Origin of the sequence: Vibrio nigripulchritudo, from assembly GCF_027924785.1 — a bacterium.
GTDB classification, from domain to species: Bacteria; Pseudomonadota; Gammaproteobacteria; order Enterobacterales; family Vibrionaceae; genus Vibrio; species Vibrio nigripulchritudo.
Genome location: NZ_AP027050.1, coordinates 190,568 through 204,274, shown reverse-complemented (window position 1 = coordinate 204,274; position 13,707 = coordinate 190,568). Strand labels below are relative to the sequence as shown.

Below are 13,707 nucleotides of genomic sequence, written 5' to 3'. Positions count from 1 at the left end.
CTTGTATGCAGTTCAAAAAATAACCACTACATCTTGGCATATAGTTCTAGTTGATAACGATTATCAATTCAAGTTGTGTTACATAATTTTCTCCCCCAAAAGAAAAATTTTTAAAGGGTTTATTGACAGCGCGCGAGGCTAGATCAGAGCAAGGAATCTTGCTTTGAAGCACGTAAAATTACGCATTTTTTCAATTCATCAGCAACTGAACTATCTTGATGAAATGTTTAAACTTTTTGTGAAATTGGTGCAGAAATGAAGTTTCGTGACGTACCGCTTAATTTTTAAAACAAAAATTGGGAGTAGATTTATCAATTGATAATGATTATCATTTAAAAAATATTTCACTCATTTGGGATGTTACTGAAATGGATTCTCTTCACAACCTCATCTTCCGCAATATCGACGACTACCGCCTGAAGGCACAAGATATGAAAACAGAAATGTATCTGTGTGAAGCGGTATTGAGCAAAAGCAATGGTTGTGAACGTGCTCTGCATGCCTACAACGATGCATGCCAGAAGCTAGTGAGGAGTTCTCAGGAAATTGGCGATGATTATTGTGCAATTCGCGTTCTGAAAAAGCTTCATTATGCATTGGTGAATGAGATGAATAACCCGGAACGCGGTCAGGCATTTCGCCACAAAAGCTATCTTCTAGCCTGCGACACGCTTGTGGAAATGTGCCGCCTGTATCGACTGTACGAAAACGAACCTCGCGCCCAAATGTGTCAAGAAGAGTTTTCTCGCTCCATCACGTGTAATCACCCACCAAAATCACACTAAAATTCGAGAATCTCATATTAACTTCGCCTATCTTGATCGTATCTAGCTCAGTTTCAACAAGCTGGGCTTTTCTCTTTTTTTCTTCTCATCTTACCGTTCTCTAAAGAAGCATCCGGAATAAGTAGATTCACTTTTTTTCAAAAAAAGCATAAAAACGTGAAATGAACTCACCAGAAGCTGGGTCTTTTAAAACAGATTCCAAAAACGGGTTATCCTCACATGCATTAACCTGTTTTTATTTACTAGTTTCACTACACTTATATCCAGACCGCAATTTTGAGATAAGTGGTTGATAATTTTGCCAACAACCTAATGAAGGACATGTGATGAGCAAAAAAAAGATATTTCTTGCACTCGGGATAATCGGGTTCATCGTTTTATGGTTTAGCCTCGACTTGGGGCGCTTCCTGACTCTGGAAACCGCGAAGCAACAGCAAGAGCAGTTGTCTTCACTAATTCAAGACAACCCGCTGCTATCTAGCGTGAGTTACTTCGTTATCTACGTCATCGTAACGGCGCTGTCATTACCAGGCGCTGCCATTATGACGTTATTGGGCGGTGCACTGTTTGGCTTTGGCTGGGGTTTGTTACTGGTGTCATTCGCCAGCTCCGTTGGTGCGACACTCGCTTTCCTGTTCAGCCGATTCTTATTGCGTGACTGGGTACAGAGTAAATTTGGCGATCGTCTTTCTGCCATTAATGAAGGCGTTGAGAAACAGGGTAAGTTTTACCTGTTCACCCTTCGCTTAATTCCGGTTTTCCCTTTCTTTGTTGTCAACCTGTTGATGGGTCTGACGCCAATCAAAGCGCGCGATTTCTACTGGGTGAGCCAGTTAGGTATGCTTGCAGGCACAGCCGTTTATGTGAATGCTGGTACTCAGCTTGCTGAAATTGATTCGCTAGCAGGCATCATCTCTCCTCCAATTCTGCTTTCGTTTGTACTGCTGGGCTTGTTCCCTCTAATTGCGAAGAAACTAGTAGATATCATCGCTGCGCGTAAAGTTTACGAAGGCTATAAAAAACCATCAAAATTCGACACTAACATGGTTGTGATTGGTGCAGGTTCTGGTGGTTTGGTATCGGCTTACATTGCCGCAGCAGTGAAAGCTAAAGTGACACTGATTGAGCGTCACAAGATGGGGGGTGACTGTTTGAACACAGGTTGTGTACCTTCCAAAGCTTTAATTCGTGCTGCTCACACCATGAAAGAGATTTCTCAGGCTAAGCGCTTCGGTATCGAAGCCGGTGAAGCCAAAGCGGACTTTTCTGCTGTAATGGAGCGCGTGCAAGATGTGATTGCAGGTATCGAACCTCACGATTCTGTTGAGCGTTACACATCATTGGGTGTGGATTGCGTCACTGGTGAAGCCAAAGTCCTTTCACCATGGGAAGTAGAAGTTAACGGTGAGCGCATCACCACCAAAAATATCGTTATCGCCACTGGCGCTCGCCCGCTCGTACCGGGTATTCCTGGGCTTGACGAAGTGGAATACCTGACATCCGACAACGTATGGGAATTACGTGAACAGCCTGAAAAGTTGCTTGTATTAGGTGGTGGACCAATCGGCTGTGAATTGGCACAAAGCTTTAGCCTTCTGGGATCAGATGTAACTCTGGTTGAAATGGCAGAGCAAATCCTGATTCGTGAAGACAGAGAAGCTTCTGAGCTCGTTGCTAGCCACCTGACAGAGGATGGAGTGAACCTGCTCACGGGTCACAAAGCGGCGCAGTTTGGTCGTGATGACCAAGGTCAGTTTGCTGAGCTTGAGCATAATGGCGAAACCAAACGCGTTTACTTCGATAAAGTGCTGCTTGCTCTTGGTCGTGTTGCCAACGTGAAAGGCTTCGGTCTGGAAGATTTGGGAATTGAAGTCACTAACCGTGGTACGGTTGAAGTGAACGACTTCCTACAAACCAAGTATCCGAATATCTTTGCTGTGGGTGATGTATGTGGTCCATTCCAGCTGACACACGCCGCTGCTCATCAGGCATGGTATGCCGCTGTGAACGGCTTGTTTGGTCAGTTTAAGAAGTTCAAAGCAGATTACCGCGTAATGCCTGCTGCGACTTACACTACACCAGAAGTCGCACGAGTGGGGATTAACGAGAGCGAAGCCAAACAAAAAGGCATCGATTACGAAGTGGCGACTTATGGCATCGACGATCTGGACCGCGCTATCACGGATGGTGCAGACATCGGTTTTATCAAGGTCATTACGCCTAAAGGCAAAGATACGATACTGGGCGTTACCATTGTCGGACATGGTGCTGGAGAGTTGCTGGCTGAATTTACGCTCGCGATGAAATACAACCTTGGTCTGAACAAGATTCTGGGTACGGTTCACCCTTACCCAACCATGAGTGAAGCGGCTAAATACACCGCTGGGGTTTGGAAGAAAGCCAATGCCCCAGAGAAATTGCTGGAGTGGGTTCAGAAATTCCACGGCTGGCAACGCGGTAAGTAAGCCAGAGCAGTTAGAGTCTAATAACAAAATGCCTCGTTTAACGAGGCATTTTTAGTTGGTAAGCGCCAAAACCAATCCAGCAACAATACAAATGACACCAACACCACGCGTATAGAGCCATTTCTCTTTCAAGAAAACGATGCCAAGCAACAAACCAAAAATAATGCTGGTCTGGCGCAGTGCCACGACCAAGCTCACGTTCTCAGTCAGAGTCATGGCATAAAGAACGAGCGTATACGTCACACCCATCATAATGCCCGCGACCGTTGCTGACTTCTTCATCGCCCAGCCTGCTGCAAACACATCCCATTTTTTCCTGACAGCAAACACAAGGCTCAGGGTCATCGCCATAAAACCAAACTGAATACCGAGATAAAAAATCGCCACCTGCTGAGCGTTGTGAATGCCCGCGACGCTGTGAGAAACAATGTCTATCGCAACTTTATCCAGAATCGAATACCCAGTGGTGCCTATTGCTGCGACCAACGCCCAAGCAACACCGGCATTCATGTAATCTGCCAGCTTAAATTGACGAAATGAGACTAATGGGACACACAAGCACCCCAAAGTAATCAGACCAAACCCTATCCATTGAGGCAGGGAAAGTACCTGCCCCAGAACGGCGGTTCCTACACCCACCATTAGCACCGGCAATGCTCGCGCAATGGGATATATCACCCCAACATCGGCACGTTGGTAAGCATACGCTAACCCCAGAATATAAAGCGCTTGGAAAACTGCACTGATCATCACCCACAACCAGAATTCAACTGGCAGTGATACCTCTGGGTAGGTTAGAAACCACAAAGTAAAAGGCAACAACAAAAGGGTCGGAGCAAAAGATGAGGCCAGAAAAAATGCGCCTCCTGACCCCTGTTTCGACTTACCAATGATGTTCCAGCTTGCATGCAGCAATGCGGAAAAAATCACCAGCACTATGGCAAATGTCGACATCGATTTAGGTTTTCAACTCCACGGTAGATTCAATGCTGATGGCGTCATGGCGCCAGTATTCCACCCTGCAATCAATGATGGCACCCGTTGCATCCATACAGGTTCTTTCTATCACCATCGCCGGTGCTCCGGGTGTAGCCCGCAATGCCTGAGCGATTTCTCCAAGCAGGGAAGTGGTCCTCAGCCTGATCTGCGTTGAGGCGGGATGAACACCAAATTCAGACGAACAAATACCACTTAAGGACTGAGTCAGATCGTGGTCAAGCAGCGTTGGTGCAAAGTCTGGCTGCACGTAATGTGTCACATAAACCACGGGTCTCTCGTCCAGAAAACGTAAGCGCTCAATTTGGTGTACGTCGGAAAAAGGCTGAAGATCGAGTATCTGCGACGCGTATTTGGTCGCCAGCACTGTCTTTGCCTTTAACACTTCAGTTCTTGGATTGCGCTCATTGGCCTTTGCAAGTGCGGTAAAGCTAAAGTCCTTACCCGGGTCATATCGCATAGCAGAAGGGGAAATAAACCATCCCCGGCGATCTTCTCTGAATATTTTGCCTTCAGTTTCCAGAAGCGACAGCGCCTCTCGCAGTGTTACCCGCGTCGTATTAAATGACTCTGCAAGTTTCCGCTCCGGCGGTAGTTTTTGCCCTGCGGGTAACAAACCCGACTCTATCTGTTCTTCAATAACGGTTTTTATATCGACGTATTGCACTGATCAGTCACCATTTCCAGCCAGAAATTCATCTTCTTCCTCTTCTATTTTGGCTAATGCATTGGCTGCGCGCTGCAAAGCCGGAAGAAAATGCAAAGCCTGTTCTGGTTTTAGACGAATAATAGGCGCCTGAATAGCGATACCAAGGTTAGAGCGACCACGTTTTGAAGGCACCAGTACCGCCACGCAGAACAGACCGGGAAGAAACTCTTCGTTATCGATGGCATAACCGTTGTTTTTCACGATATCCAGTTCTTCTTCAAGCTCTTCGATGCTGGTTTTGGTGTGTTGAGTATAGCGTTCAAGCTCTGTGGTGGTCAGCACTCGACGGCGCTGTTTCGCATTCATGTTGGCGAGGAACAATTTACCAGTGGCGCTACAATGAACCGGAACTCGCGAACCAGGGTGCAGGTAGAATCTCAGCGGTGCTTCTGTCTCTACCCTGTCCACATAAACAATCTCGCCTCCCGAGAGGGCCGTTAAATTACAGCTTTCTCCGACTTCTTTTTGCAGTTGCAACAATACCGCATGCCTTGCGCTGTGGATTGTGCTGTTCAGCAAAAGCTTTTCTGCAAACCGACGAAGCCGAATTCCAGTGCTGTAATGCCTGTCATCATGGTCACGCTGGACAATACCTGCGCTCTCCAGTTGCTGAAGCATCCGGTGCAGGGTTGGTTTCGGCAAACCGGTTTCTTCAACCAAACTCTGTAAAGAAAAAAATTCGTCCTTTTCGGCAATCACTTCTAACAACGCAAAAAGACGCAAAGTGGGCGTGTCTCCTTCCACTTTGGGAAGATGAGGGGATGACTGGCTATCCATAACTCTCCGGGCTTTATTTGAAACAAGGTCTTCTGACGCCATCACTTATAGCAAGAAAGCAAAATGATTTATACCACATAGCGGATTTTACATTGATCTATGGGGTGTCAGTCGTTAGCATCACTATAATAAATCATTTTACGGAACAAAATGTATCAATAAATGGAATTTAAACATGAAAGCAATAGAACGCATCATTCTTAGTGCCAAGGAAAACCCAAAAACCATTGCTCTTTGTGAAGGTCAGGATCCGCGGGTCATCAAAGCCGCTCTGCGAGCCCAAAATGAAAATATTGCCAAAGTCATTTTAGTAGGCAGTAATCGGGATCTCGAAACTCAGGCAAAAGCACAAGGGTTAGATCTGCATGAACTGACGCTGGTCGAAACCCATAATTCAGAATGGAAGCCAGATCTGGCTCAGGCAATGTATGAAGCAAGGAAGCATAAGGGAATGACTCTGGAAGATGCCAATCAGCTCATCGATCAGCCGCTGGTTTTCGCTAACATGCTGGTCAGGCAGGGTTATGCCGATGGTCTCGTCGCAGGCGCAGTTCACACCACGGCAGAAGTGGTTCGGCATGCCATTCAACTCATTGGTACTAATCGCGACTTTCCGCTGGTATCGAGCTTTTTCATCATGATGCTTTGCGAGCCTTTTCACCAGCACAAAGGTTCGCTTATCTTTACGGATTGTGGATTGGTCGTAGACCCAAATGAAGAGCAACTGGCAAACATAGCTATCACCGCCTCTAAAAGCGCCACACAACTTCTTAATGTGGAGCCAAGGATTGCCATGCTCTCGTTCTCAACAAACGGTAGCGCACAACACTCTGCTGTTGATAAAGTAATAAACGCAGCCAAGCTGGTAAAAAATAAGCACCCCGATCTTACAATTGATGAGGATGTTCAGTTTGATGCCGCTATTGTTAAAGAGATAGCTTCAAAAAAATCCCCTAACTCTGCGGTGCAGGGGGATGCGAATATTCTGGTTTTTCCCAACCTGGAAGCGGGCAACATAGGCTATAAACTGGCTGAAAGGCTGAGTGGAGCAAAAGCCATTGGTCCTCTTCTACAAGGATTAGCCAAACCCGCAAATGATTTATCCAGAGGATGCAGTGAAGACGATATCTTTCACGTTATCGCGACAACTGTTGTTCAAGCACAACATACCTGAGGTAGCCAATCACGAATGGAACTGACCCTGTTGCTCGTCATTATTGCCTTTGGCACCTATTTCCAGACCGTAACGGGGTTTGGGCTTGCCATCATCATTGTTGGGCTCACCAGTGCTTTTAAGCTGTATAGTTTGCCAGTTGTCGCTGCAATCATCAGTTTGATCACGGTCGCCAACTGCGTAACCGCGTTAAAAGCAGTGGGAAGGCGCACACCCTGGCGTAAGTGGGCATTCACTGTTGTTGGTTCAATTCCCGGTGTGTATATCGGCGTTTGGGGTCTCAACCACCTGAGTGGCGATGCTTTGAGCGTATTGGAATTCTTGCTGGGCGGGATGATTCTGTACAGTGCCATTAGCCTGTTCCGACGCACCGCAGCAAAACAAGAACTGTCGAGTTTTGCCAGTTTCTCTGTTGCAGGTTTCGCATCAGGGCTGAGCGGTGGTTTGTTTGGTTTGGGTGGTCCCCCACTGATTTATCACTTTTACCGTCAACCAATGGCAATCGAACATATTCGCGCATTGCTACTTTCGACCTTTCTGTGCAGTTCTCTGTCCCGAACCATCATTTTGGCTTGGGAAAACCAACTCACTCCAGAGATCCTGACCATATCTGCCATTGCCATTCCTTTAGTTATGGTGGTTACATATCTCACCCAGAAATACCCAAGCAATATCGAACCTAATACCATGAGAAAAGGTATCGCACTGGTTTTATTCCTGATAGCCATAAGACTTATGGCACCTTTCTTTATAGATTTAATTGTCTAGTTAACTCTGCAAAGAATCAGCTTATCGAAAATCCATCATCTATCCTTACTTTTGATTTAGACAGAAGAGTATACTCTACGCATATCCTGCTGAATCGAGTCGAATTTTGAATATCCTGATCATTGAAGATGAGCCTGCTATCGCTGAAAACCTTATCCACGTTCTGGAAATGGATGGCTACCAGGTGGACTGGTTTTCTACTGCCGGAGAGGGGCTGGCGCATTTGAAGTCCCACCATCCCGATCTGCTGGTTCTGGATGTCGGGTTACCCGACGGCAATGGATTTGAACTCTGCAAAACCATTCGGGACTTTTCTGCCATTCCGATTATTTTCCTAACCGCACGTAACGATGAAATTGATCGGGTGGTCGGTCTGGAAATCGGTGCAGACGACTATGTCACCAAACCCTTTAGCCCACGTGAAATGCTTGCCCGTATTAAGCTACGTATCAAATCCCGCCCGGTCAGCCCGACTTCAGAACCAGAAATACAAACAAGATCTTCATCAGATTTGTATGCAGAAAACTTCGACTACAGTGTCAATGGGGAGCACCTTGGTCTCACCGCCGTAGAATTCAAAATTCTTCATAAGCTGATTGAGGTTTCTGCCAACGTATTAAGCCGGGAGCAACTCATGGTTGCAGCGGACATGACACCTGATGCCGTTTACGAACGTAACATTGATTCCCATATCAAAGCCATTCGCAACAAACTGAAGCCTTATGGGATGGTGGATCGCATCTGCACCAAACGAGGCTTCGGCTACTACTATCTGAAGGAGCAGGAATGACCGGGAAAACATCACACTGGCCCAGAATTCCACTCGGAATCCGCCTGTTCTTTCTCTATTTCGTACTGGTTGGGATGACGGCTTACATCGTGAGCCAGACTGTGATTCAGGAACTCAAACCAACGGTGCGTCAGGCGACAGAAGAAACCTTGGTGGATATGGCGAACCTATTGGCTGTGCTAGCAGAGGAAGACGTCGCCAATGGAGAGATGACGGAAAGCCGCTTTGCCCGTCTTTTGGCGGCGTATGGCAAGCGGGAACCTGAAGCCAGAATCTGGGAAATTGGTAAGAAGGTCATCAACCACCGAATTTACATCACTGACAAAAACGGCATCGTCATCGCAGACTCGTGGCAGCAAGATGTGGGCGCAGATTACTCCCAGTGGAACGACGTTTACCTTACTTTGCGCGGTCAATATGGTGCCAGAAGCACGATTGAGGACCCGAAAGATCCGCTCTCTACCGTGATGCACGTTGCGGCTCCCATTTATCATCAGGGCGAAATCATAGGCAGCGTCACCGTAGCAAAAGCCAACCGCAGTGTTCAGCCGTTCATCGACCTGTCCAAGCGTAATGTGCTGTTCTGGATGATGTGGATGACGGGATTAGTTCTGCTGGCGGGGGCGTTGATAGCCTGGCGTATCCATTCCGCTTTACACAAATTGGAAAACTACGCCGACAAAATGGGTCGGGGAGAGAAAGTCACCAAGCCCAAATTCCGGATCTTTTACGAATACAGCACCCTGAGCGATGCACTTGAGAAAATGCGTAACCAGCTTGATGGCAAGCAATACGTCGAAGATTACGTTCAGACACTGACTCATGAGCTGAAAAGCCCGCTTTCTGCCATTAAAGGAGCCAGCGAAATTTTACAGATGCCGTTACCGGAAGAAAAAATCACCCGGTTTGCGGGCAATATTGAGCGGGAAAGCGACCGAATGCAGTCGCTGGTCGATAAACTGCTTGATCTGACCCGGCTAGAAAAAATGCCGGAACTGGAAAAGACCGAACGCCTTAACCCTAAATCCATGCTGGAAGAGATCATACAAGCATCCGATTCACGTTTGAGCAGAAAGCAACTCACATGCGAATTGAACACGGACTCACCAATCGAGTTAGTGGGAGATGGGTTCCTACTAAAACAAGCCTTGTTTAACTTAATGGATAACGCCTTAGACTTCGCCTTTGAGCATGGTGAAATTCACTGGCGAGCAACCAAATTGGATGAACATGTGGCGTTGGTGATTGAAAATCAGGGACCAGCCATTCCTGAGTATGCACTTGAAAGAGTGACAGAACGCTTTTATTCCCTTCCCCGAGAAAACGGCGCCAAGAGCACAGGGCTGGGGTTGAACTTCGTTGAGCAGGTTGCAAAGTTGCACAACGGCAGTCTGATTGTCGAAAACATTGAAAAGGGTGTCAGGGTCACACTCGAGCTGCCTTCTCCATAAAAACTCCACATTGACTCCATTCACTCTCCAAGTTGCTGTTTTAGAGTGGACTTACCAGCAACTCAAGGAGAGTGATAATGAGAAAAATCTTAAATAATCAGTTAGGCATAAAGTTCGGCTTTGTGCTGTTTCTGTTTTTGCTACTGCAAGTCCCAGTTTCTATGATTGACGGGCTGATTTCAGAGCGATCTTACCGCCAAGACGAGGTAAGAGCCGACATTGCCAGAAGCAGTAGTGGTGAACAACGTGTTATTGGTCCTTTCATTAACATCAACTACACCGAAACCATCACTAATAACGAAAAAGAGTACACCATTGATCGTCAGGCATTCATCTTGCCCGAATCCTTTAACCTGACGTCTCATCTGGAAAGTTTCGAAAAATACAGAGGCATCTACAAAGCCAGACTTTATCAGGCACAAACCTCTGTCCATGGTCACTTTGATATGTCCTTAATAGACGAGCTCAGTGACTATGACATTGACAGCGTTAGTTTGGTGGTTGGTATTCGCGACAGCCGTGGACTTATCAATCTCGGCGATTTGTCGCTCAACGGTCAGGCAATTGAAGTGGTTCCGGGGACTGGGATGAACCAGATGGCTCAGGGTTTTCACAACAAGCTGGATATCCGTACTCTCGATACGTCAGAACCATTAAACTTCGATTTGAACTTCTTATTGCAGGGGATGGGTACACTGCAAATTTCGCCAATTGGAAAGAACACTCAAGTGGCTTTATCGTCCAGTTGGCCACATCCGAGCTTTATTGGCGATTACCTGCCGACTTCTTCCGACATCAATGAATCCGGATTCGAAGCCAAATGGTCCACCAACAACTTTTCTACCAACATTACCCAACTGTTTGATCAATGCCTGTCGGACAACACCCAATGCTACGAACTGGAAAGCCGACAAATGGGCGTGGACCTAATCGACCCGGTAGATCACTATCTAAAATCTCACCGGGCGGTCAATTACTCGCTATTGGTCATTACCCTGATCTTCGCTAGCTTCTTCTTATTGGAACTGTTCCAGGCAAGACCAATCCACCCGATCCAATATGGTTTCGTCGGGCTTGCGTTAGCGGTATTTTACTTGTTGTTGATTTCGCTGAGTGAGCACACCGGCTTTAACTGGGCATACCTTTTTTCGGCTGTCGCTTCAACGGGATTACTCGGAGTGTACGTTGCAGGCATGTTATCCAATACCAAACACGGTGCCATTTTTGGAGCCAGTTTACTTATCCTTTATGGATTGCTGTTCGGTCTTCTACAAGCAGAAAGCTACGCATTGCTGATGGGCACATTACTCTGCTTTGTCGTTCTGAGCTTTGTTATGGTACTGACACGTAATGTGAACTGGTATGAACGCAGCGCCAAAGCCGCCAGTCAGAATGAAGACGTCTATGACATTGATTCTGATGACGTCCCAGAACCTGAAACCAAAAGCAAAGACCCCTCATAAACCAGAACAGAGCCGCGAAAGCGGCTCTGTTCATTTCTCTACCACAGGTATTGCCTTCAAGGGTTGCTGCTCCTCAAGCTGAAGTAGGTCTTTGGCATCTGAGGGTGAGGCAAACAGCCAACGGCTAACGTCAGAACGCGGAATCAGCAACGGCATTCTATGATGGTATTGGGCATAACCCTGATCTGGCTTAGTGGTGAGCGTGACAACCTTATTCATCGACTCCAGTGCGATTGCTGCCATATAAAGTGGTTCATCCGATGGTGACTGAAAAAGGTATTTCTGCTTTCCATTGTCCTGAGGGGTCCATTCATACCAGCCACCGCATGGGACGACGACTCTTGAAGTTTCAAAGGCATGTTTAAAGGTGGGTTTGGATGCAACTGTTTCTGCCTGAGCATTAATAATGACTCGCTTAGCCCAATGAGGTTTGATCCCCCACCGCAAATCAAACTGCTGCATTCCCATGGCTCCAGCGCCTACAGTCGCCAACGTTTCTGTGGGTCTGAGGTCTGGGTTAGATTTTGCGGAAAACTGAATCCCTAATTGTTCGCACACTTGCTGGACAAATGGGTCGTCCATTATGTTTAATCTGCCGCAGATAACGATTCTCCACTCGCTACAACTGTGAGTAGAAAAAGTATAGTGTCTTATTTTTAAGATTCCCAATTCCCCAAAAAAGAGTCATTGAAAATCGTCATAAGTGCTGAAAATCAGGGAATAAAAAAAGCAGGTCTTTCGACCTGCTAAGTAGGTGATCTTTAAAATCTGCGCGGTTTTTATTAAGAAGCGCGATTGCCTATGATCATTTGATAGTCAGCATCCAACCTGCGCTTTTCCTCTTCAGGAAGCACTGTCCAATGTTGACCTGTCCTCGCTCCTTCAATTTCATAAAGAAGCTTTGGAGAGACATCAAGATCAAGCCCCAGATTGACGATTTTGCTGACAATATTGGCGGTTGTATCTTGTTGAAGATCGGTCATCGAGCCGATTCCGATCCGACGAAATAGTTTCAAATGCAATCGCCGCACGTTAGGTAACAACCTAAGCGGCTGATTGGCTCGATGATCGTGATTCGCTGCTTCAATAGAAAGATCCACCGCTTTCACAAAACTGTTTTCGTCCAGTTCTGAGTGCAGTGAAAAGTAGTGAGCAGCAATTTTGAAATCGCCTTTCATCTGAGCTTCGGGCTGGCATTCACCACACCCTAAATCGACGAGCTGGTCTTTAAGTTTGTCTCCAGCTCTTAAGAAAACATGCTCATCGCGAGCAACCGCAAAGATTATGTCGTCACAGAAAATACCTGTGCCACCAAACATTGCGCGAGAGCTTACGCGTCCAAATCGCTGCGCGATGAGTATGGTTGAATCTACATTTACATTCATACCCTTTCCCCCCTATGGTACATCCTTGGCTTTGTGCTTCAGGAATGCCAGCACCCTCATACTGGCAACACACATTTATTGCGTTCCTTCCGCCAAACTGCTTTAGAGTTTGGATATCAGTGCCATCGTTTCAGTTACGAACATATGATGGTCACTGTCGACAATCAGTTTGACTGTCATGAGTAACGTAACGGTGATAAATACAGGACGAACCACTTTATCGCCGTTGTGAATTACGATCTTACTTCCTAGTACCGAACCTAAAATCTGTCCGGCACCCATTACTAAACCCAGTTTGTAATCAACGGTTCCTAGCCCGATAAAGAACAATAAAGAGACTAAGTTACCAATCAGGTTCAATGGTTTCGTGGCGATAGTGGCTTGCTTGATCGTAAAACCTAGCAGAATTACGAAAGCCACCATCCAAATTGAACCTGTACCCGGACCGAAAAAGCCGTTGTAAAAACCGATGGCTAAACCACACATCATCATGAAGCGTCGGTTAGACATCTTGGCTTCGGTCGCCACGTTATTTTTAATTCTTTTCGATAAAATTGAATAAAAGGTGATACACACCATTAAGATGGGTAGCAAAAGCTGCAACACATCTTTTGGAAACAGACTGACGGAATAGGAACCCAACACAGCCCCTATTCCTGTCATAAAAATCCCAAATGCAAATCCTTTCAGTTTTATTTCATTGTTTAGCCAGTAGGTGATCAATGCCGTAGTTTCACCTATTACTGCCTGCAACCTATTTGTACCCAGTACTACGAGAGGTGGTACACCTGCTAGCATCATGCTTGGCACGGTGATCAGCCCGCCGCCACCAGCAATCGCGTCGACGATGCCAGCGATTAACGCCGCGCAAAACAACCAAATCAAAACACTTTCAGAAACTTCAAAAAGCGACAGCTCCATTTGTCAAACTCCGTACAGGGCAA

13 protein-coding genes are annotated in these 13,707 nt (G+C 46.5%); 7 read left to right on the top strand and 6 right to left on the bottom strand.

Features of this window, described 5'->3' with window-relative positions; translation table 11 throughout:
- Positions 1-368 precede the first annotated feature (368 nt).
- Both QMG91_RS19250 and lpdA read left to right on the top strand, forming a co-directional pair.
- Positions 369-785 (top strand): hypothetical protein, encoded by a 417-nt coding sequence (locus tag QMG91_RS19250; RefSeq protein WP_004403286.1) that lies wholly within the window; start codon positions 369-371, stop codon positions 783-785.
- A 326-nt stretch (positions 786-1,111) separates the two neighbouring features.
- Positions 1,112-3,250: a dihydrolipoyl dehydrogenase gene (gene lpdA / locus QMG91_RS19245; protein WP_281831528.1), complete on the top strand. Its 2,139-nt coding sequence runs from the start codon at positions 1,112-1,114 to the stop codon at positions 3,248-3,250.
- 51 nt (positions 3,251-3,301) lie between these two features.
- Here the strand turns inward: lpdA and QMG91_RS19240 are convergent, their stop codons facing one another.
- The 3 genes from QMG91_RS19240 to QMG91_RS19230 are packed head-to-tail and all read right to left on the bottom strand — an operon-like array spanning position 3,302 to position 5,732.
- Positions 3,302-4,204, bottom strand: coding sequence for an EamA family transporter (locus QMG91_RS19240; protein ID WP_281831527.1), 903 nt, complete (start codon positions 4,202-4,204; stop codon positions 3,302-3,304).
- Positions 4,205-4,208: 4 nt separating this feature from the next.
- Positions 4,209-4,913, bottom strand: a complete 705-nt coding sequence (locus QMG91_RS19235) for a UTRA domain-containing protein (protein ID WP_022610659.1) — start codon at positions 4,911-4,913, stop codon at positions 4,209-4,211.
- Positions 4,914-4,916: 3 nt separating this feature from the next.
- Positions 4,917-5,732: an IclR family transcriptional regulator gene (locus QMG91_RS19230; RefSeq protein WP_004403279.1), complete on the bottom strand. Its 816-nt coding sequence runs from the start codon at positions 5,730-5,732 to the stop codon at positions 4,917-4,919.
- 175 nt (positions 5,733-5,907) lie between these two features.
- Between QMG91_RS19230 and pta the strand changes: the two genes are divergently transcribed.
- The 5 genes from pta (at position 5,908) to creD (ending at position 11,378) form a co-directional block, all read left to right on the top strand.
- Entirely contained in the window at positions 5,908-6,906 is a 999-nt protein-coding gene (gene pta / locus QMG91_RS19225) for a phosphate acetyltransferase (RefSeq protein WP_281831526.1), read from the top strand.
- A 15-nt stretch (positions 6,907-6,921) separates the two neighbouring features.
- Positions 6,922-7,674, top strand: a complete 753-nt coding sequence (locus QMG91_RS19220) for a sulfite exporter TauE/SafE family protein (RefSeq protein ID WP_281870314.1) — start codon at positions 6,922-6,924, stop codon at positions 7,672-7,674.
- Positions 7,675-7,780: 106 nt separating this feature from the next.
- On the top strand, positions 7,781-8,464 hold the full coding sequence (locus QMG91_RS19215) for a response regulator (protein WP_281831524.1): 684 nt from the start codon (positions 7,781-7,783) through the stop codon (positions 8,462-8,464).
- Positions 8,461-9,915 (top strand): two-component system sensor histidine kinase CreC, encoded by a 1,455-nt coding sequence (creC, locus tag QMG91_RS19210; RefSeq protein ID WP_281831523.1) that lies wholly within the window; start codon positions 8,461-8,463, stop codon positions 9,913-9,915. Before QMG91_RS19215 ends, creC begins: the two co-directional genes overlap by 4 nt.
- 77 nt (positions 9,916-9,992) lie before the next feature.
- Positions 9,993-11,378 carry a cell envelope integrity protein CreD gene (gene creD / locus QMG91_RS19205; protein WP_281831522.1) on the top strand — a complete coding sequence of 462 codons (1,386 nt, stop codon included), beginning with the start codon at positions 9,993-9,995 and terminating at the stop codon, positions 11,376-11,378.
- Between the two features lie 30 nt (positions 11,379-11,408).
- Here the strand turns inward: creD and QMG91_RS19200 are convergent, their stop codons facing one another.
- The 3 genes from QMG91_RS19200 to QMG91_RS19190 all read right to left on the bottom strand — a co-directional run bounded on the left by QMG91_RS19200 (position 11,409) and on the right by QMG91_RS19190 (position 13,684).
- A complete protein-coding gene (locus QMG91_RS19200) occupies positions 11,409-11,981 on the bottom strand; it encodes an SOS response-associated peptidase (RefSeq protein ID WP_345739851.1) in 573 nt (190 codons plus the stop codon).
- A 179-nt stretch (positions 11,982-12,160) separates the two neighbouring features.
- Positions 12,161-12,763, bottom strand: a complete 603-nt coding sequence (locus tag QMG91_RS19195) for a TfoX/Sxy family protein (protein ID WP_004403257.1) — start codon at positions 12,761-12,763, stop codon at positions 12,161-12,163.
- 102 nt (positions 12,764-12,865) lie between these two features.
- Positions 12,866-13,684 carry a TSUP family transporter gene (locus QMG91_RS19190; RefSeq protein WP_004403253.1) on the bottom strand — a complete coding sequence of 273 codons (819 nt, stop codon included), beginning with the start codon at positions 13,682-13,684 and terminating at the stop codon, positions 12,866-12,868.
- Positions 13,685-13,707: the final 23 nt, after the last annotated feature.

Coding starts and splice junctions, on each gene's coding strand:
- QMG91_RS19250 (WP_004403286.1), top strand. CDS start 369: ATGGATTCTCTTCACAACCTCATCTTCCGCAATATCGACGACTACCGC.
- lpdA (WP_281831528.1), top strand. CDS start 1,112: ATGAGCAAAAAAAAGATATTTCTTGCACTCGGGATAATCGGGTTCATC.
- QMG91_RS19240 (WP_281831527.1), bottom strand. CDS start 4,204: ATGTCGACATTTGCCATAGTGCTGGTGATTTTTTCCGCATTGCTGCAT.
- QMG91_RS19230 (WP_004403279.1), bottom strand. CDS start 5,732: ATGGATAGCCAGTCATCCCCTCATCTTCCCAAAGTGGAAGGAGACACG.
- pta (WP_281831526.1), top strand. CDS start 5,908: ATGAAAGCAATAGAACGCATCATTCTTAGTGCCAAGGAAAACCCAAAA.
- QMG91_RS19220 (WP_281870314.1), top strand. CDS start 6,922: ATGGAACTGACCCTGTTGCTCGTCATTATTGCCTTTGGCACCTATTTC.
- creC (WP_281831523.1), top strand. CDS start 8,461: ATGACCGGGAAAACATCACACTGGCCCAGAATTCCACTCGGAATCCGC.
- creD (WP_281831522.1), top strand. CDS start 9,993: ATGAGAAAAATCTTAAATAATCAGTTAGGCATAAAGTTCGGCTTTGTG.
- QMG91_RS19195 (WP_004403257.1), bottom strand. CDS start 12,763: ATGAATGTAAATGTAGATTCAACCATACTCATCGCGCAGCGATTTGGA.
- QMG91_RS19190 (WP_004403253.1), bottom strand. CDS start 13,684: ATGGAGCTGTCGCTTTTTGAAGTTTCTGAAAGTGTTTTGATTTGGTTG.